This is a genomic window from Thermodesulfobacteriota bacterium, assembly GCA_031082315.1.
Lineage (GTDB): Bacteria > Desulfobacterota > QYQD01 > QYQD01 > QYQD01 > QYQD01.
In genome coordinates, this window is sequence record JAVHLC010000002.1 from 108,256 (window position 1) to 129,872 (window position 21,617).

Sequence of the window (21,617 nt, forward strand, 5' to 3'; positions counted from 1 at the left end):
ACCCTCCTTATAGATTATACACCCAACTGGGACTTGTATTTTTTATACACTTCTATACCGGCCTTCATCGCATTACTAACACCGGTCGATGACACCGTGGCCCCGCTCAGGCCCTGTACCACACCGCCGGCCGAAGTAAGTCCGAAATTTTCCGATACAGACTTGTCTTTGAACTGAGCACAGAAGGACGGGTCATCCGCCACCCTGGTACCGACACCCGGCGTCTCGGTCTGAGTGGTAATGGCACAGCCGTCCAGTTTGTCGGTAGCAGGGTTTACCGCCACCATAACACCGACATCTCCGTGAAATCCACCGGCAGAAGTCTCGAACGCCACAGAGATAACTTTTCCTCCGCTCTTGGCAAAGAAAAACGTGGTTATAATGTCTTTCCCTTTTTTGTCTTTGCCGGTCACGATGTCCTTCCGGTCTGTGACCGGATCATTATCATAACCGGTCAGCACCTTCTTCAGCGCCGGTTCCTTGATGTTCTTAATCTTTTGGTAGGTAATTTGCTCGGCCGTGGCCATCTTTACCAAAGACAACCCGCCGCCGCAGACAGCGGCCATAAGCGTCAAAACTACGATCATCTTGATAATTTCACGAAGTTGCACTGGCTTTTACCCTCCCGTAAACCCTTGGTCTGATCTTATCTAAGAGCGGAGTCAACGTACCGGCCATGAAAACAGCGAAATAGGCCCCATCCTCCCACTGGGCCCAGGCCCTGATGACCACCGCAAGCATACCGCCTAGCAGTCCGAACAGAAGTTTACCGCCCGGCGTAACCGGCGAGGTAGTGGAATCGGTAGCCAGAAAAAAGGCCGCTAAAAGGCTGCCACCGGTCAGTAGATGGAAAAGCGGGCTGGCGTACTTTTCGGCATTGGCCATCCACAAAATACCCGATAAGATGACGATACCCGTCAGGAAACCGGCCGGGATATGCCAGGAAAAATTCCGCCTTAAAAGAAGGAACAGGCCGCCTATCAGTAACGCAATCTTGCACCCTTCACCTACAGTACCGGCTACCTTGCCAATGAGGAGGTCTTTCAAAGTAAAGTATTCCCAGATAACCCCGACCCCTTCATCCCTTAAGACCTGGAGGGGGGGCAGCTCGGTCATGATATCACCGGCCGGCGGCGTCCAGGTAATCATGGCCTCCGGGTAAGAGATTTTTAAAGCCACATAGGCTACCAATACCCCGTTGAATGGGTTGTTTCCCAACCCCCCGTAAATCTCCTTGCCAAGGAGTATCATGATGAGCGTGGCAATGGTTATCATCCACCAGGGGAGTGTGGGCGGGAGGATTGCAGCGAAAACCAGACCGCTTGCCATTGCAGTAAGATTACTAAGGGCAAGTTGCCGCCCTAATATCTTCTGCAGGATAGCCTCCCAGGCCGCTGCCGAAACTACGGAAACGGCCGCTACCACTAAGGCACCCATGCCATAGAAATAAATACCGATAGCTACAGCCGGGAGCAGGGCGATAATTATATTAAGCATCATCTTTTGAACGGAATTGCCGCTATGGATATGCGGCGTTGCGGATACAACAAGTTCCGGGGCTTTCATTCGCTACTCCTTTGCGCTAGAATTTGTGCCTTGCCGAATTTTATCCATTGCACCATGGGTATCCTTACCGGACACACATAGGCGCAGCAACCACACTCTATACAGGTAAAAATCTCATATCCCTGAGCCATAGTGTAGTTGGCCGATTCAGACAAGCCCGAGATAAGGAAGGGCATGAGCTGCATTGGACAAACGTCCACACAAAAACCACATTTTATACAGACGGCCGCTTCAGATTTTGTGATGTCTTTTTCATTTTGTACGAAAATACCGAGCAACTCTTTGGTCACCGGCATGTCGGTATTGGCGATAGCCGTGCCCATCATGGGGCCGCCGGCTATAACCTTGCCCATCCCTTCCACGGAAATTCCACAGTGCCCCAGAACTTCCTTAATCGGCGTGCCTATCCTTACCTGGACATTTTTGGCGCCGGTCCCGTTGGCGCCGGTAATGGTTATGAACCTGTCCACCACCGGCTTTTTATCCGCCATAGCCCGGCCCACCGCCGCCACCGTCTCGACGCTCAGGACCAGGGCCCCTATATCGGCCACACAATAGGCCTCTGTACAGGGCACCTCTTTACCCAGTATCGACTTTACCAGTAAGAGGTCAACAGCCTGGGGATACTTAGGGTTCAACCCCACTACGGTAGCCGCACCACCGCAGGCGGAACCGACAGCGGACATGGCCTGAGACGCGCCTTTATCGACGGCGACATACACCGATGCTGCGCCGATTATGTTTTTTATAGTGTCTATCCCGCAGGCCACCTCCTGAACCCTTTCAGACAACAGACGTGACCGGCTCGAGAGTACCGGCTCTATGTCCATGGCATTCACAATAAGGGCGTTAGCCCGGCGAGACTTTGCCTCATTGAGCTTGGCCGCAAGCGGTACCGGCTTTATATCAAAATCAACAATTCCCGCCTGTTGTATGGCGGCCATTGGGTCCGCGCTGCCCTCCAGTCCCACCCACTCATCCTTGCCATCGGATTCTATGAGCACAGCCGGGACGAATCCCCCTGAAAAATGGGGATAGGCCTTTATTACATCGGCTACTTTACCGGAAACCGTGGCATGGATAGAGGCGCCTTCCGGACCTGCGCTTTCACCGATTACCTGTCCGACCTTGACCTCATCACCCTTTTTGACCTTGGCATTGCAAATTCCGCCGAGATCCTGCCTGAGAGGGATAGTTACAACACCGGAGGGGATGATACGTTCGAAGGGTTTGTTTGCGCCTGCGTCTGAAGCAGACAAGCAAATACCGCCAGAAAAGCTACCTGGGCTCATATTGGTTCACTCTCTCCTTCCAGCAAATTACGGGATTGGATATACCTAAACACACTCTTTGTCAAGATAAAAAACAACATCCAAAATATCACGCAAAGCCGCCAAGGACGCAAAAAAAATAAAATTTGGAACTCATAAACTCATGAAAAAATCTTTTATTACTGATTTATTGATTTCCAGATTTTCATTTTTCCTTCGCGGTCTTTGCGCCCTTGCGTGAGAAATTGACTTGTTACCGAGCCGTCATTAATAATACGCTCCGCAAAAGAAAAAACGGGAAGTTTATAAACTTCCCGTTTTTAAAAAACTACATCTACATATTTATTTTTTGTGACATTCGCCACACATCACAGGGAGTGACTTGCCTGCTGCCGGTTTGGTCTCCCGGTGGCAACCTACGCAGTTCTCGTGAAACGCCTTCATAAGGCCCATTTTCTTACCTTCGGCCTCCAAGCCATGGCAGGCCGCACAATTCGTCTCCCGCGACTCATCCCAGACGTTCTGTCCATTTACATAAAAATGATGGCACGCCGTACACTCAATGGTAGCAAAGTGTTGGGCATGCAGGAATGTTACGCCCGGCCTCTGTCGTTTTTCAAAGGCCTTATGCTCCAGTTTCAGCACTTCCTCCTGGGCGTAAGCACAAGTAGCTATTATAAAAACAGCCATGACTATCATCAGCAGAATGCCCCTGTTTTTCATCTCTTTCCTCCTGACTAACAATAACTTATTGCCAAAAGATTAACTAATCTCCATCCGAAAACCCTGGTTTTCTGGATGGAGCGGTCGGCAGTCAGCTATCAGCTTAATATGTTGTTTGTCTTATTTTTTGCTGACGGCTGAGAGTTTTCATTCGGAAACGGCGGTCTCCGGATGAAAACTATTTAGCTTTCTCTGTGCACTCTGTGGTTATCTTTCACAGTCACCCACTGAATCACAGTTCAGCTTGTGTGTAACAAAATAGAGATTGCATGTCAAGGAAAATGTCTATCCCCGAAATAGGCGGCTCATTTTGATAAAAACATATCGAATAACTCCACCAGATGCATGGCCTGCGCATTAAGCCCATGCCTAACCAGACCCTCCTTCCACTGTAACAGGCAACCCATACAACTGGTGACTAAGGTATCTGCTCCCGTCTCTCTAAACCCGGCCATCCTTTTATCAAAAATCTCCTGGGACAGGTCATAATGAGTTATATTAAACAACCCGCCGTGCCCACAACATGCGGCTCCGCCTGCCGGTTCGCGAAAATCAACTCCGGGCAGCGACTTGATGAGCAGACGCGGCTCCTCGAATATCTTTTCTCTAAACCGAAAATGGCAGGGATCATGATACGTCACCTTCAGGCTGCTGGTTTTCGGCGTGAGGTCCGATAGCTGCCGGGAAAAACCCTTGTTATGGAACAAAAAGACCGATATATCCGTCACTTTTGCCGAAAATTCCGCCGCTTTTTCTGCGAAAACCGGGTCATCAGCCAGGAGCCTGGGGTAATTAAATCTTAGATGGGAGCTGCAGGAGGCACAGGTCGTAACGATGTAATCGAACCGTCCATCCATAAATGCAGATATATTGGCTCTGGCCAGGGAACGCGCCGTCTCTTCATCCCCGGCACAAAAGGCCGGGAACCCACAGCATTTCTGCTTCTTGGGCGCCCATACAGGCTCTCCGAGAAAGTCAAAAATATTCAGGGTAGCCTTCCCTACGTTAGGAAAGAGATAATTTGTGATGCACCCTGTAAAGTAAGCCGCCTTAGCCGGGGCGCTTGTTTCCTGGGGCAGGTCATTATCCAGAAAAAAGGTCGGCGCCAATGGCGGCAGCCATGACCTTCCGGTCAACAGAGGAATCGGAAATCGACAATGAAGGCCGCTGTCTTCCGGGATTCTTTTGCAAAGGAGGCCCTGGATCAGGGAACTGCCTTTTAATATAAAAGGCAAAAGATGCTCAGAATCCAGAAGGTAATGGAAAAAATACCGTTTCCCCGCCGGGAGCCCCTTCTCTTCGACCAACCTTGCCCGCGCTTTCTGTATGGAGGCATCCGCATTTACCCCGGCGGGACAGACAGTTGTACAGGCCCCGCAAAGGAGACAGTAGGAGAGCAATTCTTCAAAGCGGTCAGAAAACGGTAACCTGCCTTCCCGGTTCGCCTCGATAAGACTCAATTTACCCCGTGGCGCATAACCCTCCATGCCTGTCACCTGGTAAATAGGGCAGACGCTCATGCATGTCCCGCACTTATTACATGAGGGTGTGCTAATGGATCCTACCTCCTGATCTCCACTTTCTTTATCTCCCCCGGTACTTATCAAACCACCAGGAGCAGAAATCGGTCTCCAATATCTCCCCGGCAAGCTCCTGGCCGGCCGGTGTGGTGATCCGTTTGACTACGTGTGCAAGCCACTCCCGGGCAAACTTATTCCCAAGGTCATGCTGCTCTTTAAGCTCAAGAATGAGGTCTAACTGATCGGCATCCCTGGCTAATTTCGCCTCTTCGGTATGGCCGGATTTGAACTCTGTTATTAATCCGGCGATGTCCTCCCCAAAATCGAGGTCCTTGGTCAGAGCAGCGACCGCCTTGGCCGAGTCCACCGTAGCATAGTCCTTGTAAACATAATTCAGGTCCCCGGTGCGGGCCTCAACCAGATCGTGGAAGAGACATAACTCCATTACCTTAGATCGATCGACACCCGGTGAAATCCCGGCCAGCACATATCCGATGAGAATGACCCGGTAGGAATGATCTGCCACCGATTCCTGCCCGGAACCCAGAAAACGGAAGCCGGTACGCGGCGTCTTTTTCAGCATCCCGGCCTCAAAGAGCAATTTGGCAATCCTCTTCATGCTATCTCCTCTCCGAGCAGATGGGACATTGCCACCTCAACGGTTCTCGGATTCAACCCTGACGGCTTCGTAAAAAGTAACATTTTACCGCAGAGATCGCTGAGAACGCCGAGATAACATATTGAATAGTTTGCAGTTTTTCTCTGCGGACTCTGCGTGCTCAACGGTGAAAAGGCTTTTTTACAAATTCATCAACCCTGGCTTAATAATACTTTTAAACTTTAAACTCAGCCTTGATTTTGAATAAACGAACGGCGGGGAAGTCGTAAACCTTAACGCCGGTCTTCTCGGTTATCTCTCCAATCTGCCTCTCAATAGCCTCTGAAGACTCAGCGATAAAGGTAAACCAGACATTGAAGGCGTGCCTGCGTAAGTAGTTGTGGGTTACCCCAGGATAAGAATTTACCACCCTTATGAACTCATCCAGTCTTTCCGGTGGGACCTTGGCCCCGCAGAGAGTAGTCATGTAACCCAGGCGGCGGGAATCAAAATTTGCCCCCAGACGGCGTATTATGCCCCTATCCTGCAAACGTCTAATCCGGTCTAAAACTTCTGTCTCTGTGAGTTGGAGCCGCTCTCCTATAGTCGCATAGGGGCGGGATTCAATCGGGAAATGGGATTGTATCTCGTTTAAAATGGCCCGGTCTGTAGCATCCATTTTGTTAAATCCCAACGGTCAAAGCCCAAAGTTCAAAACGGACTTGAGCGTTTGACACCCGACGGTTAGTGACTGATAGCTGAAAGCTAATGACTTTCCTTCGCCGGCGCCCGCATTTTTAAGGGTTGATATGTACAGAGAGGTTCCTCGGCCAGGTAATCACCGGACATCTCATGGGCCCGTGCCCGGCATCCGCCGCAGAAACGATGATATTCACAGATACCGCACTTGCCCTTGTACATCTTCGGATTACGCAGGTTAAGAAATACCGGTGATTCCCGCCAGATGCGGGAAAGGGGCATCTCGCGCACCGATCCGCAGTTTATCTCTAAATAACCGCAGGGCTGGACATCTCCCCGGTGTGAGACAAAGCAGAAGCCGACGCCTCCCAGACATCCGCGGGTCACGGCATCCAGCCCGTGGGACTGGAAGGTAACCTCTTTTCCTTCCGCTTTGGCCCGCTGCCTAAGGATGCGATAATAGTGCGGGGCACAAGTGGCCTTGAGATGCAGAGGAACCTTATCCTTTTGCTCATAAAACCACTTCAGGGTCTCTTCGTATTCAGCGGCGGAAAGGGCTTGGTCAGCCAGATCCTTACCACGGCCGGTAGGTACCAGGAGAAAGATATGGTGGGCTACTGCCCCAAGTGATACGGTGAGTTCCTGTATAGCCGGCAGTTCCTTGAGGTTGATCCCGGTAATAGTGGTGTTGACCTGGAATTCCAGACCTGCTTTTTTGGCCTCTTCAATCCCCTGAAGCGCCCCCTTAAGGGCCCCTTCGACCTGACGAAATTTATCATGACTTTCAGCCGTCGCCCCGTCAATGCTTATACTAATCCTCTTTATCCCCGCATCTACCATTTTTCCGGCCACTTCCGGGGTGATGAGGGTGCCGTTAGTGGCCATCACCATACGCAGGCCTTTGTCTGTACCATAGCTTGCCAGTTCAAAGATATCCTCGCGCAGGAGAGGCTCACCACCGGTCATAATCATAACCGGCTGGGCATGGGCGGCGATATCATCGATAATCCCCTTGCATTCTTCGGTTGTCAATTCATTGTCATACGGCCCGCGGGTGGCTGCGGCCCGGCAGTGGACACAGGAGAGGTTGCAATTTCTGGTCAATTCCCAGGCTACAAGACGAAGGGGCGGCACATCCTGCCCGGATGTATGGCCCTGAGAGTGGTGGGGATGGGGATGGGGATGGTTCGGTTTCATCTGGTCAGCAACCTCGCTGCTTCCTTGGCGTAATAAGTAATAATAATATCTGCTCCGGCCCTCCGGATACTCAGAAGACATTCCATCATGACCCGCTCTTCATCCAGCCAGCCCATCTTGGCCGCCGCCTTTACCATGGCATACTCGCCGCTGACGTGATAAGCGGCGATGGGATGGTCGAATTCCTCCCGCAAACGAGAGATGATATCCAGGTAAGGCAGGGCCGGCTTAACCATGAGGATGTCAGCCCCTTCCTCCATATCCAGGGTGGCCTCGCGCACGGCCTCGCGGCTGTTGGCCGGGTCCATCTGATACGAACGCCGGTCGCCGAACTGTGGAGCGCACTCCGCCGCCTCGCGGAACGGCCCGTAAAAACCGGAGGCGTACTTGACCGCGTATGACATAATGGGTATGTGTTCAAAACCGGCTTCATCCAGGGTCTCACGGATCTCAGCCACCCGGCCGTCCATCATATCCGAAGGGGCAACCATGTCCGCGCCGGCCCGGGCATGGGAAAGGGCTACCCTGCCCAGTATCTCCAGTGTCGCATCGTTTTCAATCTTACCCCCGGAGACAAATCCGCAGTGGCCGTGACTCATGTATTCACAGAGGCAGACGTCCGTAATAACCAGAAGGTCTTTATCAGATGACTTTATCTCGGCTATCGCCCTTTGCACAATACCGTCTTTGGCATAGGCCTGGGAGGCTATCTCGTCCTTCTTTTCCGGGATGCCGAAAAGGAGAACAGACCTGATCCCGGCGTCCTTTATCTCTTTTATTTCAGCCTTCAACTGATCCGGGGAAAGTTGAAAACAACCGGGCATGGAAGGAATCCCTTTCCTGACCTTTTTCCCCGGCACGACGAAAAGGGGATAGACAAGTTGATCCGGCGCAAGATGCGTCTCGCGAATCAGGGCGCGGAAATTTTCATTCTGACGCATGCGGCGCGGGCGATAATCCGGAAACAGCATCTCTAAGCCTCCTCGGCAATCCCGATTTCTTTATCCGTCAGATAACAGGCCGGGTCCGGCGCCCAGATATCCCCGGTGACGGCCTCAGCCCTTACCCGGAAATTACCGGCACAGATATCCAACCACTTACACCGGGCGCAGCGGCCATTGACATGGGCCTTCTTATTCTTAAGGGCCGCCATAAGCGGATTGGATAAGTCCGTCCAGATCTCGCTAAACGGACGTTGGCGGACATTGCCAAATGAGTAATGCCTCCAGAATTGATCCGCATGGACGCTCCCGTCCCAGCTTACACAGCCGATACCCCGGCCGGAGTTATTCCCCTCGTTCATTTCAAGTAATTCCAGGACCTCGGCAGCCCGGGGTGAATTCTCCTTTACCATACGCAGATAGACATAAGGCCCGTCGGCATGATTGTCCACCGTCAGCACCTCTTTGGGCTTACCTCGACGGTGCAAGTCGGCGGTACGATCGATGATAATATCCACTACCCGCCGGGTTTCTTCGTGAGCAAGGTCTTCTTCGACCAGCTTACTGCCCCGGCCCGCATAAACCAAATGATAAAAACAGATCCGCGGGACTTCTTCCTGTTCTAACAGGTCAAAAATGGCCGGTATCTCGGCGGCATTAAGTTTATTTATGGTAAACCTTAACCCTACCTTAATACCAGCTTCCCGACAATTTCTAATACCCCTCATGGCCCCGGCAAAGGCCCCCTTAACCCCACGAAAATGGTCATTGACCTCTTCCATACCATCAAGACTTATACCCACATAAGAGAGGCCGATCTTCTTCAATACCTTGGCCATGTCTTTGCCGATAAGCGTGCCGTTTGTAGAAACTACGGCCCGCATGCCTTTTTCCACGGCGTAAGCCGCAAGCTCAGGCAGATCCGGACGCATAAAAGGCTCGCCGCCGGAGAAAAGAAGGACCGGACTGCCGAACTGGCTTAGATCATCGATCAGTTTCTTCCCTTCGGCCGTGGAGAGTTCATCCGGTGCGCCCACACTGTCCGCCTGGGCATAACAATGCACACACTTTAAGTTACAACGCCGGGTGGCATTCCAGACCACCACCGGCTTTTTGTCTGCCGAAAACTGGAGAAGGTGCGAGGGCAGCTTCCCGGAGTGTCTGCCATAGCGCAAGGCGTCAGACGGCTCCACCGTACCGCAATAAAGTTTAGATATACCGATCATATTTTTCTAAATGCTCCTTCGTTTTAAAAAATTGGCTTTCAGCCTTCAGTTATCAGTATTCTGGCCTCTGTCTCCTGTATTTTTTGACCTATTTTGAGGAATTACCAAAAGAATTATCAAGGGACTCCTTGATCAGATGGCTGATAAATCCTTCCGGGGTGGACACCGCCTCGGTGGGAAGATGAAAAACGTTTTGCCCGGTCCTATCCTGAATTATTCTCAAGGCATACCTGTATGATTCGGTCAGGTTGTTACAAACAACATAAGCCGTGCTGCCTTCCTGCCAGGCCTGTCCGATTATCTGGTCGATAGCCTCATCTTCAAAGATGATCTTTACGCCATATTTATCCAGAAAAGAGGCTTCATAATCTTTTATTTCCTCAGCTATAAATATAAGCTCTTCCACAGAGGCTTGTATATCAATATCCTTGGTCAAACATAACTCGGCCAGATACCGCAGTCTGAACGGGGTGACAGACAGCCCACGGTTGTCAAAGATTTCTTTTTGACGTTTCACTATGGTTGATTTTATAATATTTAATTCTCTCTCCCGGGCCTGACGGTAACGTTCGCTATAGACCGGATCATCCGGGCTGGCAAGCAAACGATCCAACTCCGCAACCGGGTTCTTAACCATCTCCGGGGTGACAACCAGGGAACGAATCGAGGTTGAAGGCAAGGTTTTTTCAAATCCTAAAAGGATCTGTTCTACGACTCTGGACAATCCCCGCGCCCCCGTCTTCTCTGCATAGGCCTTCTCAGCCAGAATATGTAATGCCTCATCTTCAAATGTTATGTCTATACCGTAGGCCTTAAAATCGTGCTTTTTACCTTTTGTCACCGGGCAGCGCGGGTTTTTGAGGATATTGTACAGGTCCTCCACGTGTAATTCCTCGAAAACCGCTACTACAGGCAATCGGCCCACAAACTCTGACTCGAACCCGCATTCAATAAGGTCTTCCGCCTTAACATGGCGCAAATAATCGACCCTGTCACTCTTGGAAGTAATAGGCGCGCCGAAACCGATTCCCTGATCAGTCAGGCGCTTCTTGATAACATCCGCCAGATCGTTAAAGGCGCCACTCACTATGAAAAGGATATTCCTGGTGTTAACCGTCCTTTTTTCCCGTTTGCCGGTCTTCCGATAACGCTCTATAGCCTCAAGCTGGGCGATAGGATCGTGGGGAACCCGGAGATCTACGTCTGTTTCTTCCATCGGCTTCAGAAGGGCGCGCTGAACCCCGGTGCGTGAGACATCCGGGCCTAAATGGTGGGCGCTGGAAGCAATTTTATCTATCTCATCGATATAAATAATACCATACCGGGCCAGCTCCATATCCCCGCCCGCCTCCTGCACAAGGTCACGAACCAAGTCTTCCACATCACCGCCCACGTAACCGGTCTCGCTGAACTTAGTCGCATCGCCCTTAACAAAAGGCACGCCGAGCTTCCCGGCGATCAGCTTTATCATATAGGTCTTCCCTACACCGGTAGGCCCGATCATAATGATGTTATTCTTGATCTGCCCCACCTCCGTATCTCTCTTATGCTCCAGCGCATACTTAATACGGCTGAAGTGGGTGCAGACCTTGGTAGCCAGGATAGCCTTGGCCTCCTCCTGTTTGATTATATATTCATCCAGGTAGGCCTCAAGCTCTTTGGGTTTGATATTAAAATTCAGGATAATATCCCTACCCCTTAAGGTCTTATTGCCCCCGGATTCAGACGAGCCCGGTTTGGGAAGGACGACCGGCGAGAGAATACGCACCTTATCCCCATATTTTTTGGACAGATACTCCGCCAGCTCCTTTTCTAATTCCTTCTGGTCAGGAACATTATTATATTCTTTGTCGTTTCCCATCTTAAAATTACCAGGTCTTATACAAAATCTGTATCAGTTTAGCCTTTTGAAAAACTGGCTAAACTTCAGTTCAAAATGCAAGATTCAAAGTGCAAAATTCAAAATGTTGATGGTTTTTGTCCGAAATTTTACATTTTCCATGTTGCAATGAGATTTAGCGCATTTTTTAAAGCGCTAAATTGTTACCAAAATCTCTTATGCTTATCAATATAGTCACTAACTGCCCATATTTCAAATTATTTTTATTGCCCGGACTTTACACTGTCCATGCCTAAGGCCTTCATCTTGCGGTGGAGGTGGCTTCTCTCCAGACCTATCTTTTCAGCCGTCTGGGAGATATTGCCGTCATTTTCAGCCAGTTTATGCAATATAAACTCGCGCTCAAAATGGGCCTTGGCATCCTTAAACGTCCCGAACGCAAACATATCGCCTGTCTTCTTTTCTACCGCTTTAGTCCCCCGTATCGAAGAAGGGACGTCCTTCTCTGTAATAAGTGCGCCCGGGGACATAATCACCAATCTTTCCACAACATTCCTTAACTCCCTGACATTTCCGGGCCAATGATAGGCAGCGAGCAATTGCAGGGCGCCATCGCTTATTTCTTTGTGCTTTAACCCGCCATCCGAAGCGAATTCAGACAAAAACTCCTTAACTAAAAGGGGAATATCGCTCAACCGCTCCCTTAGCGGGGGGACTTCGATCGGCACTACATTTAATCGGTGGTAAAGATCCTCACGAAAATTCCCTTTGTTAATCTCTTCCTCAAGGTTCTTGTTCGATGCGGCGATGACCCGCACATCAACATTTATGGTCTTTGTCCCGCCTACCCGTTCAAATTTTTGCTCCTGCAGGATGCGCAGTATCTTGGCCTGGGTCTTAAGACTCATATCGCCGATCTCATCCAGGAAGAGTGTGCCTTCGTTGGCCAGGTCAAACTTGCCGCGCCTCATGTTGGTAGCGCCTGTAAAGGAGCCCTTTTCATGCCCGAAAAGCTCGCTTTCAATAAGTTCTTCAGGGATGGCCGCGCAGTTTACCTCGATCAGAGGCCGGGACGCTCGCTTGCTCTGCCTGTGTATGGCATGAGATACCAACTCCTTGCCTACCCCGTTTTCCCCCTTTATCAATACCCAGGCCGAAGTAGGCGCCACCAGGACAATCTGCCTCTTTAACTCCAGCATCGCCTCGCTTTGCCCGGTGAGTTCCGGTTTACGCCCTACCCGCTGGCGTAAAAGAAGGTTTTCCTCTTCTAACCGGCTGAAATCAAGCGTATTATTTATAGTTAGAACGACTTTTTCCAGGGAAAGCGGTTTTTCAATAAAATCATGCGCCCCCAGCTTAGTCGCCTTGACTGCCGTCTCCACCGTGCCATGGCCGGACATTATCACTACGGGGAGAAATGGATAATCGAGCTTGATCCTTCTGAGCACTTCCAGCCCATCTATGCCCGGAGGCATCCACACGTCTAAAAGCACTAAATCCGGCGCTGTCTCGCTTAACCGGCCCAGAGCATCCTCGCCATTTTGCGCCCGGACAGGCTCAAATCCCTCGTCCTCCAGTATCCCGCCCAGGGAATCCAGGATGCTAACTTCATCATCAACTATCAATATGCGTTTGGCCATATCCCGAACCCATACGTCCTTTCATACCTGCAAGGGCAGTTCAATAACAAACCTGGCCCCATTGGGTTCATTGTCCTGCACCCTTATATAACCATTGTGATCCGAGATAATAGTGCTTACAATACTCAATCCCAGACCCGTCCCACCTTTCTTAGTTGAAAAATAAGGTTCAAATAGCCTCTCTCTGTCTCCGGGGGCGATCCCCTTACCGGTATCACTGACTTCAATCCTTACCATAGGCGGATTAGAACTGTCATAAAAAAGATCTGTCTCAATTTTACCATGACCCTCCATAGCGGCAAGCGCATTATCAAAGAGATTGATCATGACCCGTTTGATCTGCTCGCGGTCGAAGTAAAATTGGGGAATAGGTTGATGCACCCTGGTGACAAAGTCGATATCTTTATGACTATCCCGATATAGGGTTATGCTTTCCTCAACAACGCCTTCTAAATTATTCAGGGCTGGATTTGTCGCCGGCAGGCGGGCAAAAAGCGAAAATTCATCGACCAGTCGTTTCAATTCCTCTACCTGGTTAATGATGGTCCTGGTACAGTCATCGAGCACCTTGCTGTCATCGGCCAACTTCTCAATATATCTCTTACGCAATCTCTGGGCCGATAATTGTATCGGGGTCAAAGGGTTCTTTACTTCATGCGCTATGCGCCTGGCCACTTCACGCCAGGCCGCCATCCGCTGGACCTTTTCTAATTGAGTCAGGTCATCAAAAACAATGACCATGCCAATATTATTCCCGACGTCATCTTTCAAAACCGTGGCGTTAATGAGGAGGGAAAGTCCCCTGTTGCCGGCCGTAATTCGAACCGACTTTTGTACGGAACCTTTCTTGGCCCGCCGGGCTTCCTCCAACAGGGCATTAATTATAGCTAATTGCCCCGGCGTAGCCAATTCGTGATAGGTCTTGCCGACAACGTCTCCGTGGCGTAACCCGAACAATTCCTCGGCAAATTTATTCATGGTGCTGATGCGGCCGTCATTATCAATGGAAACGACACCGGCCGCCACATTCCTCAGGATTATTTCCGTGTAGCGCCGCCTTTGTTCCAACTCCAGATAACTCTTTTGGAGTTCTTCGCCGGCCCTTTCCAACTCGGAGTGACTTCTCTTGAGGTCAGCGGTCATCTTGTTAAACGACTCCACCAAGGTTCCGACCTCATCTTCTGACCGGACGTCGATAGTAAAATCAAGGTCGCCTCCGGCAATGCGACGCGTCCCTTCGGCTAAATGCTGAATAGGGACGGTAATGCCTCTGGCCAGGTAAAAGCCAAACCAAGTCGCGGAAAAAACGATAATCAGACTGATGATCAAAAGAATAATAATTAAGCTGATCTTGATCGGATTTTTAAGGAGCTTTAACTGCTTATAGTTTTCAATGCCCCCGGCTATATTCTTCATCTTGTCGGTAAGGCCGGCCGGGACAAAAATACCGACGGCCAGGATACCGATAACATCATTCCCATCGGCAGATGAAAAAATAGGGTCAAATCCCCTCACTAAATCACCATCAGCGGAGGTAAAGGTATCGACAATACCCCTTTCGCCATTGAGACAGCGTCTCAATGTTTTTGAGGAAATTTGTGCCAGTTCAAACATTCCTACACCCGGCCGCCGGTAACCGGCTAATTCTTCATACGAAGGGAGAACAACCTCCACAGTATCAAGGTGAAACTCTTCCGGCCTGGCCCGCAGATAACGGGTGAGCTCGCCCCGGGCCGCTTCAGACATCAACCCGGACCGGGTGATTTCTCTGCTCATCCGGTCGGCATGGGTAATTACATTTTCCTCGACCTGTTTATAAAATGTACGCCCTACTTCTAAAGAGTCCTCGAGAGACTTTTCTACGCGTACATTAAACCAATAATCAATGCTCGTATTTATGAACTGCAATGAAATAAAAAAGAGAAAGGTGGTCGGCAGCAGGGCAAACAAGACAAAAGCCACAACCAGCCTGGTGCGCAGCTTAGCCCCCAGTATGTTGTGACGCCGTTCAAAGATAAGCTTGACCACACTCCTTAGAACCAAAAAAATGAGAAGAAGAATGAGGATAAGGTTGATATTTATGACGGCAAAAAGGAGGATATTCCCGCCAAAAACCCTGGACGGAGAAAGATGTAAGACCTTGATGCCCAGAAAGGCCAGCCCGATAATCAAGACCAGCGTAATCAGAATAATCAGTCTTTCCCGTTTCTGTCTTTTCCTTTCCTTGCTCTGAATATCCGGTGTTTCAGTCATTATTTTAGTATTTAAACTCTACGCTATAATTATCTGTCTCCGAATCCCAAAAAGAAAACAAAGAGATTATATAATGAAATGCAGAGGAAGTAGGCTCTTTCTCAAGGATGGCCCTTATCTGGAGCTGGTAGAGATTGTTTGGGGTGAGTTTCTTTAAGGCAATAACCGGTATCCCGGTTATTTCGCTTACCGCTTGCTGGGCCCTGGCCGCTTCCCTAAATCTAAGCTTCTTACCATCTAAATCAACAAAGAACTCCTCCTTCAGCGCATCATAGCGAATACTGTGCTCCATATCCAGCGAGGCCAGGAGGGAGTCCGGCCAAAGATGATAGACCTGGTAAAGACGGATATTCAAGGTAAGTCTTATCGCAAGGCCATTCATAAGGGCCTTCCTGGTATCGCTATCGAAGCAGTTTCGAACGTTAAAAAAGGCCAGCAGTTCATTGCTTGAGTTGTTTACAATGACATCGGTTAACTTTATATCCTTGGCCTCCAGAGATGGCGTAAGAAACACGGACAGGACCACAAAAATAACAAGCAGGCGACACCAGCTATGATGAATTGTTTTTCTCATAAGTTATGAGGCAGAATAAGGTGTGTTTTTGGAAAATTTAACTAATAGCATAGTGAATTGCAACACCTTTTCGTCTATCCGGTCTATTCACGCTTTCATCTGTCGGCATTCAGCTTTCAGCAAAAACTAAGACAAACAACACGTTAAGCTGAACGCTGATTGCTGATTGCTCCATCCGGAATCCTTGGATTTCCGGATGGAAACTAGCTCATGGTAATGGAACAAATATCCGGCAGGTGACGATAATTCTCGTTGTAATCCAGGCCATACCCTACCAGGAAACCTCTTTCCATTTCAAAGCCCACGTAGTCTATAACAATGGGTGTTTTTCGTCGTCCGGTCTTACTTATGAGGGCGCAAACCTTGATTGAACGCGGTTTATGAAGGGCTATTATGTCGTTAAAATAACTCAGCGTATGACCGGTATCTATAATGTCTTCCACCACCAGGACATTTTTATCGGTAATAGGCAGCTCGATATCTTTGGTGAACCTGACCTCGCCGGTGGATTCTGTTTTGGAGCCATAGCTGGCCAAACGTACAAAGTCAACCTGAACCGGGATATCCAGAGAACGCATCAAGTCAGCCATAAAAACAAAAGCGCCGTTTAATACACCGATTAATACCAGTTCACGGCCGGCGTAGTCCCTGGAGATTTCTTTCCCTAACTCCTTGATCCTCTTCTGGATTACATCCCGGGTAAACACGAGCTGCGTTTTATACATAGGATCTCCCTGTTTATAGACAAAAATCAGATGCTCACGTTAGAATAAAGGCGAACACTTGTCAACTTATGCTTTATAGGGCTTGACAAGAGTAGAAACGGACATTGACATTAAGCATCTGATTTTTTAAATTGATATATTCAAAACCATTAAGGAGTTAAGAAGCTGACGCTACCCGTTATTGCCTTGACTATGGGTTGTCCGGTGGGGATCGGTCCAGAAATTATCGCCCGTTCTCTCGCCTTACATGAGGTATATACCTATTGCCGGCCTGTTGTGGTGGGGGATCGGGCTATCATGGAACGGGCGGTTAAGACTACAGGCGTCTCTTTAGACATAAGCGTAATAAAGGAGGCCGATATTGAGCAAATCGGGCGCACCTTTCGACAGGGCGATCGACCTGAAAAAATCTTTCTCCTTCCAGTTTCTGGGCTGGATTCCGCACAGTGTGTTTATGGCCGGCCGACTGCCCGAACGGGCGCCGCTATGGTTAATTATATCCTGCGGGCTATTGAGCTGGCCCTCTCCGGCCGCGTCCAGGCTATAACCACCGCCCCCATTAATAAAGAGGCCATGCACATGGCGGGGTATGAATACCCGGGCCATACAGAGCTCCTGGCAGAAAAAACAGGTGAGAAAGAGTACGCCATGATGCTGGCGGGCGACAGGCTAAAAGTAGTGCCGGTAACCATCCATCTGCCCCTCCGGGACGTGGCAACCCGGTTGACCCGGGAAAAGATACTGGAAAACCTGATAGTTACGGATTCGGCATTGCGCCGGTATTTTGGTCTGGAACAACCCCGGCTTGCCGTTGCGGCCTTGAATCCGCATGCCGGAGAAGGAGGTCTCTTTGGGGATGAGGAGGTCAGAATAATCGCCCCTGCTATTGATGCCGCTAAGAGGTTGGGGATAGATGCCGCCGGGCCGTTTCCGGCTGACACTGTATTTTATAGAGCCAGCCAGGGAGAGTTCGCTGCGGTCATCGCCATGTATCATGATCAGGCCCTTATCCCTTTAAAACTATTACATTTCAAGGACGGGGTAAACATAACCTTAGGGTTGCCCATTATTCGCACTTCTGTAGATCACGGAACGGCTTATGACCTGGCGGGCAGCGGAAAGGCCGATCCATCCAGCCTTCTGGCCGCGCTCAGGTTAGCCGCCCGGATGGCTGGACATCGCAACTAAATTAGGACGCAGATTTTCGTCGATATCCGCAGAAACGCTTTTTCACCGCTGAGAACGCAGAGTCCGCAGAGAAAGATTGTGAGACATCCAATATGTTATCTCAGCGTTCTCCGCGAGCTCGCGGTAACATTTTAATTGTTACGAGAGCGTCATATTTAACGTCGTGACAATCTGCGTTCATCTGCAAATAGTATGTAAAGGCATATATGGCTTCTGAGAATATAATCATAAGGGGCGCTAAGCAACATAATCTCAAGAACATAGACGTTACCATCCCCCGCGATAAGCTCACCGTTATAACGGGCCTAAGCGGTTCCGGCAAGTCCACCCTGGCCTTTGATACCATCTACGCCGAAGGGCAACGTCGTTATGTAGAATCCCTGTCGGCTTATGCCCGGCAATTTCTGGAGCAGATGGATAAACCGGATGTCGAATCCATTGAGGGCCTTTCTCCGGCTATTGCCATCGAGCAAAAGACAGTCAGTAAAAACCCTCGTTCTACAGTAGGCACAGTAACGGAAATTTATGACTATTTGCGGCTCCTTTTTGCCCGCATTGGCCGGCCTGTTTGTTACCAGTGCGGCCGCGAGATCCAGACTCAGACCATTGATCAAATGGTTGATTCCATTATGCGGCTAAGCGAAGGAGGCCGGATAATAATCATGGCCCCGATAGTAGTGCAGAAAAAGGGAGAGCATCAAAACGTCTGGCAGCGGCTCAGGAAAGAGGGCTTTGTCCGGGCCAGGGTCGATGGCCAGATTTTAAGCCTGGAAAAAAGTCCAGTCCTTGATAAGCACAAGCGGCATACTATTGAGGCGGTAATTGACCGTCTTGTTATCCGGCCAGGCCTCGAGAGAAGGTTGGCCGATTCTCTCGACCTTGCCACTAAACTATCTGAAGGTATCGCCTTGGTGCAGGTGAACGAAGAGGAGGAAATATTTTTTAGCCAGAAACAGGCCTGTATCTATTGTGGGATCAGTCTGCCGGAATTGACCCCGCAGCTTTTTTCTTTTAACAATCCCCGCGGGGCCTGTCCGGCCTGTGACGGACTGGGCGCCCGTCAATTTTGCGATCCCGATTTGATTATTCCCAACCCCAATCTGTCGCTCCGTGAAGGCGCCATCGCCCCTTGGTCGCACCGGCACGGCGTTCATTTTATACAAATACTGGAATCGGTGTCCGGACATTATCACTTTGACATCCACACCCCTTTCAAGGCCCTTCCCGATCAGGCCAAAAAAATCTTGCTTTATGGCTCTAATGGGGAGGAGATATCATTCTCTTATGATAAGGACGGACGCCGTCACTTCTATAGACAACCATTCGAAGGGATAATTCCGCAGCTTGAACGTCGTTACCGTGAGACGTCCTCCCGGTCAGCCCGGGAGGAGATTGAGCAATATATGAACAAACAACCCTGCCCGGTTTGTAAGGGAGCCAAGCTCCGGAAAGAGGCCCTTTCGGTACGGGTTGGTCCCTGGACTATAGATCAGATAGTGAATCTGGACATTAAAACGGCTATACAGGTATTTGAACGTCTGCCGCTTACGGAAAAGGAATTCGGGATTGCCAGGCGCATATTAAGGGAGATAAACAGTCGCCTGTCTTTTCTTAAAGAGGTAGGGTTGGATTACCTGACCTTAAACCGGACATCGGCTACTTTGTCCGGCGGCGAAGGCCAGCGCATCCGTCTGGCCACACAAATCGGTTCGCAGATGGTGGGAGTCCTTTACGTACTGGACGAGCCGAGTATCGGCCTGCATCAGCGCGATCATGCCCGGCTTCTGGCTACATTGAAAAGACTGCGGGATACGGGCAATACGGTGCTGGTGGTTGAACACGATCCTGAAACAATTTGCTCTGCCGACTATGTTATCGACATGGGGCCGGGGGCAGGCCAGCATGGCGGCGAAGTGATTTTTGCCGGGACGCCGGCAGAACTGCTACATGCCGGGGCATCCCTTACCGGGCAGTATTTATCCGGCCGGCTAGCCATTCCCATACCGGCCAAGAGGCGCACCTTGGCGCACGGGTATATTACGGCGGTAGGGGCTTCTCAAAATAACTTGAAAAATATTACGGTAAAAATTCCCCTGGGGCAGATGGTGTGTGTCACCGGCGTATCCGGCTCAGGAAAGTCCACCCTGGTTATCGATACCTTGTACAAGGCGTTGGCACAGAGGTTGTACCATTCAAAGGAAAGAGCGGGACGTGTAGAAAAGATTGACGGATTACAGTTTATAGACAAGGTTATCGACCTGGATCAAAGCCCTATCGGGCGTACTCCGCGGTCCAATCCGGCTACTTACACCGGACTTTTTGCGCCGATACGTGAGCTTTTTGCCCGTACACCAGAGGCCAGGGCACGGGGCTACAAGGCCGGGAGGTTCAGTTTTAACGTTAAAGGCGGCCGCTGTGAGGCCTGTGACGGCGACGGCCTGATTAAAATAGAGATGCATTTTTTGCCGGATGTGTATGTGACCTGTGAGAACTGCCGCGGTAAGCGTTATAACCGGGAGACCCTGGAGATAAGATATAAAGACAAAACCATAGCCGATGTCTTGGACATGACCGTGGACGAAGCCTATCTGTTTTTTCAGAATATACCGGCTATAAAGTCCAGGTTGAAGGTGCTGCGTGAAGTTGGTCTGGGCTATGTTCACCTTGGGCAGTCAGCAACCACACTTTCCGGTGGTGAGGCCCAGCGGGTCAAGTTGGCTAGGGAACTATCCGGGCGTAGCACCGGACGGACCCTCTATATCCTGGACGAACCTACAACCGGATTACATCCGGCAGACGTACACAAGCTGCTTGAGGTGCTTAATAGACTGGTCGAAGCGGGTAATACGGTGGTTATTATTGAGCACAATATGGACGTGATCAAGACGGCTGATTATATCATTGATCTGGGACCGGAAGGCGGTGACGAAGGCGGCCGGGTGGTAGGCTCCGGCACTCCGGAAGAGATTTCCCGCCTGAAGCGGTCATATACCGGCCAGTTTTTACGAAAGGTGTTAGCCCCTGTTAGATAGATAATAAGATAGTGAGTCTAATCTTAAAGTAAAATCAACATATTCAACAACAACATCTCCAGGTACCCGGAGGATAACGGGGGCGAAGTTTAAAATCCCTTTTACCCCGGCCTCAATAGCCAGTTCAACGACTTGTTGCGCCCCGCCAGCCGGTGTAGTTATGACGCCGATCTCGAAAGGTTCTCGACTCACGACTTCGGTAATATCTTTCATATCTGAGATCTCTAATCCAGACACTAAGGTCTGCCCTATCTTACCAGGATCGACGTCAAAGGCGGCAACGAACCGGTATCCCTGGTTAATAAAATTTGGATAGTGGAGCAATGCCTGACCTAGATTTCCCACGCCAAAAAGGCCAAGCCGCCATTCTTTTTCCAGACCCAGGATGTTTCTTATATGCTGTAACAAATGCCCTGTATAATAACCTACCCCTCTTACACCAAATTCACCAAAGTATGCCAGATCTTTACGCAACTGAGCCGAGTTAACACCGCACTCGGCGGCCAGTTTCTCTGATGATACGACCTCCAGTCCCTCTCTTGACAATAGGCTTAATTTTCGGCTGTACCTGGACAGCCTGTAAATGGTGGCAGGCGGAATCTTTATATATTTCATGCGCGGAGG

18 protein-coding genes are annotated in these 21,617 nt (G+C 50.0%); 2 read left to right on the forward strand and 16 right to left on the reverse strand.

The genetic code is table 11. The features are described from left to right. Positions 1 to 14 precede the first annotated feature (14 nt). The 15 genes from RDU59_02395 to hpt form a co-directional block, all read right to left on the reverse strand. Positions 15 to 611: an RnfABCDGE type electron transport complex subunit G gene (locus RDU59_02395; GenBank protein MDQ7837324.1), complete on the reverse strand. Its 597-nt coding sequence runs from the start codon at positions 609 to 611 to the stop codon at positions 15 to 17. Next, a complete protein-coding gene (locus RDU59_02400; GenBank protein ID MDQ7837325.1) occupies positions 598 to 1,566 on the reverse strand; it encodes an RnfABCDGE type electron transport complex subunit D in 969 nt (322 codons plus the stop codon). The genes RDU59_02395 and RDU59_02400 overlap by 14 nt, the downstream gene beginning before the upstream one ends. Then, the gene (locus RDU59_02405; protein ID MDQ7837326.1) at positions 1,563 to 2,858 is read right to left on the reverse strand and encodes an RnfABCDGE type electron transport complex subunit C; all 1,296 of its coding nucleotides are present in this window, start codon (positions 2,856 to 2,858) and stop codon (positions 1,563 to 1,565) included. The genes RDU59_02400 and RDU59_02405 overlap by 4 nt, the downstream gene beginning before the upstream one ends. A 321-nt stretch (positions 2,859 to 3,179) precedes the next feature. Then, complete coding sequence (locus RDU59_02410) at positions 3,180 to 3,560, reverse strand: cytochrome c3 family protein (protein MDQ7837327.1); 381 nt, start codon at positions 3,558 to 3,560, stop codon at positions 3,180 to 3,182. 305 nt (positions 3,561 to 3,865) lie between these two features. Continuing rightward, the gene (locus tag RDU59_02415) at positions 3,866 to 5,209 is read right to left on the reverse strand and encodes a (Fe-S)-binding protein (protein MDQ7837328.1); all 1,344 of its coding nucleotides are present in this window, start codon (positions 5,207 to 5,209) and stop codon (positions 3,866 to 3,868) included. Beyond that, positions 5,145 to 5,699, reverse strand: a complete 555-nt coding sequence (locus RDU59_02420) for an HD domain-containing protein (GenBank protein ID MDQ7837329.1) — start codon at positions 5,697 to 5,699, stop codon at positions 5,145 to 5,147. The genes RDU59_02415 and RDU59_02420 overlap by 65 nt, the downstream gene beginning before the upstream one ends. Positions 5,700 to 5,913: 214 nt before the next feature. After that, positions 5,914 to 6,357 carry an AsnC family transcriptional regulator gene (locus tag RDU59_02425; GenBank protein ID MDQ7837330.1) on the reverse strand — a complete coding sequence of 148 codons (444 nt, stop codon included), beginning with the start codon at positions 6,355 to 6,357 and terminating at the stop codon, positions 5,914 to 5,916. Positions 6,358 to 6,443: 86 nt separating this feature from the next. Beyond that, the gene (ahbD, locus tag RDU59_02430; GenBank protein ID MDQ7837331.1) at positions 6,444 to 7,574 is read right to left on the reverse strand and encodes a heme b synthase; all 1,131 of its coding nucleotides are present in this window, start codon (positions 7,572 to 7,574) and stop codon (positions 6,444 to 6,446) included. After that, on the reverse strand, positions 7,571 to 8,545 hold the full coding sequence (gene hemB / locus RDU59_02435; protein MDQ7837332.1) for a porphobilinogen synthase: 975 nt from the start codon (positions 8,543 to 8,545) through the stop codon (positions 7,571 to 7,573). Before hemB ends, ahbD begins: the two co-directional genes overlap by 4 nt. Before the next feature lie 2 nt (positions 8,546 to 8,547). Next, positions 8,548 to 9,741 carry a 12,18-didecarboxysiroheme deacetylase gene (ahbC, locus tag RDU59_02440; protein MDQ7837333.1) on the reverse strand — a complete coding sequence of 398 codons (1,194 nt, stop codon included), beginning with the start codon at positions 9,739 to 9,741 and terminating at the stop codon, positions 8,548 to 8,550. Between the two features lie 88 nt (positions 9,742 to 9,829). Continuing rightward, on the reverse strand, positions 9,830 to 11,602 hold the full coding sequence (locus RDU59_02445) for an AAA family ATPase (GenBank protein MDQ7837334.1): 1,773 nt from the start codon (positions 11,600 to 11,602) through the stop codon (positions 9,830 to 9,832). A gap of 242 nt (positions 11,603 to 11,844) precedes the next feature. Further along, a complete protein-coding gene (locus RDU59_02450) occupies positions 11,845 to 13,221 on the reverse strand; it encodes a sigma-54 dependent transcriptional regulator (protein ID MDQ7837335.1) in 1,377 nt (458 codons plus the stop codon). Between the two features lie 21 nt (positions 13,222 to 13,242). Then, a complete protein-coding gene (locus tag RDU59_02455; protein ID MDQ7837336.1) occupies positions 13,243 to 15,474 on the reverse strand; it encodes an ATP-binding protein in 2,232 nt (743 codons plus the stop codon). Between the two features lie 4 nt (positions 15,475 to 15,478). Continuing rightward, entirely contained in the window at positions 15,479 to 16,048 is a 570-nt protein-coding gene (locus RDU59_02460) for a DUF4390 domain-containing protein (GenBank protein MDQ7837337.1), read from the reverse strand. Between the two features lie 203 nt (positions 16,049 to 16,251). After that, positions 16,252 to 16,773, reverse strand: coding sequence for a hypoxanthine phosphoribosyltransferase (gene hpt, locus RDU59_02465; protein MDQ7837338.1), 522 nt, complete (start codon positions 16,771 to 16,773; stop codon positions 16,252 to 16,254). 192 nt (positions 16,774 to 16,965) lie between these two features. Here hpt and pdxA point away from each other — a divergent pair, with 192 nt between their 5' ends. Both pdxA and uvrA read left to right on the forward strand, forming a co-directional pair. Further along, a complete protein-coding gene (pdxA, locus tag RDU59_02470) occupies positions 16,966 to 17,961 on the forward strand; it encodes a 4-hydroxythreonine-4-phosphate dehydrogenase PdxA (GenBank protein ID MDQ7837339.1) in 996 nt (331 codons plus the stop codon). Between the two features lie 206 nt (positions 17,962 to 18,167). Further along, on the forward strand, positions 18,168 to 20,993 hold the full coding sequence (gene uvrA / locus RDU59_02475) for an excinuclease ABC subunit UvrA (protein ID MDQ7837340.1): 2,826 nt from the start codon (positions 18,168 to 18,170) through the stop codon (positions 20,991 to 20,993). On the opposite strand, the gene RDU59_02480 is transcribed toward uvrA, so the two are convergent. Continuing rightward, positions 20,976 to 21,608: a redox-sensing transcriptional repressor Rex gene (locus RDU59_02480; GenBank protein ID MDQ7837341.1), complete on the reverse strand. Its 633-nt coding sequence runs from the start codon at positions 21,606 to 21,608 to the stop codon at positions 20,976 to 20,978. The genes uvrA and RDU59_02480 overlap by 18 nt on opposite strands. Positions 21,609 to 21,617: the final 9 nt, after the last annotated feature.

Excerpts from the sequence above, each read along its gene's own strand:
- RDU59_02400 (MDQ7837325.1), bottom strand. The coding sequence starts at position 1,566 with ATGAAAGCCCCGGAACTTGTTGTATCCGCAACGCCGCATATCCATAGC.
- RDU59_02405 (MDQ7837326.1), bottom strand. The coding sequence starts at position 2,858 with ATGAGCCCAGGTAGCTTTTCTGGCGGTATTTGCTTGTCTGCTTCAGAC.
- RDU59_02410 (MDQ7837327.1), bottom strand. The coding sequence starts at position 3,560 with ATGAAAAACAGGGGCATTCTGCTGATGATAGTCATGGCTGTTTTTATA.
- RDU59_02420 (MDQ7837329.1), bottom strand. The coding sequence starts at position 5,699 with ATGAAGAGGATTGCCAAATTGCTCTTTGAGGCCGGGATGCTGAAAAAG.
- RDU59_02425 (MDQ7837330.1), bottom strand. The coding sequence starts at position 6,357 with ATGGATGCTACAGACCGGGCCATTTTAAACGAGATACAATCCCATTTC.
- ahbD (MDQ7837331.1), bottom strand. The coding sequence starts at position 7,574 with ATGAAACCGAACCATCCCCATCCCCATCCCCACCACTCTCAGGGCCAT.
- hemB (MDQ7837332.1), bottom strand. The coding sequence starts at position 8,545 with ATGCTGTTTCCGGATTATCGCCCGCGCCGCATGCGTCAGAATGAAAAT.
- ahbC (MDQ7837333.1), bottom strand. The coding sequence starts at position 9,741 with ATGATCGGTATATCTAAACTTTATTGCGGTACGGTGGAGCCGTCTGAC.
- RDU59_02445 (MDQ7837334.1), bottom strand. The coding sequence starts at position 11,602 with ATGGGAAACGACAAAGAATATAATAATGTTCCTGACCAGAAGGAATTA.
- RDU59_02450 (MDQ7837335.1), bottom strand. The coding sequence starts at position 13,221 with ATGGCCAAACGCATATTGATAGTTGATGATGAAGTTAGCATCCTGGAT.
- RDU59_02455 (MDQ7837336.1), bottom strand. The coding sequence starts at position 15,474 with ATGACTGAAACACCGGATATTCAGAGCAAGGAAAGGAAAAGACAGAAA.
- RDU59_02460 (MDQ7837337.1), bottom strand. The coding sequence starts at position 16,048 with ATGAGAAAAACAATTCATCATAGCTGGTGTCGCCTGCTTGTTATTTTT.
- hpt (MDQ7837338.1), bottom strand. The coding sequence starts at position 16,773 with ATGTATAAAACGCAGCTCGTGTTTACCCGGGATGTAATCCAGAAGAGG.
- pdxA (MDQ7837339.1), top strand. The coding sequence starts at position 16,966 with ATGGGTTGTCCGGTGGGGATCGGTCCAGAAATTATCGCCCGTTCTCTC.
- uvrA (MDQ7837340.1), top strand. The coding sequence starts at position 18,168 with ATGGCTTCTGAGAATATAATCATAAGGGGCGCTAAGCAACATAATCTC.
- RDU59_02480 (MDQ7837341.1), bottom strand. The coding sequence starts at position 21,608 with ATGAAATATATAAAGATTCCGCCTGCCACCATTTACAGGCTGTCCAGG.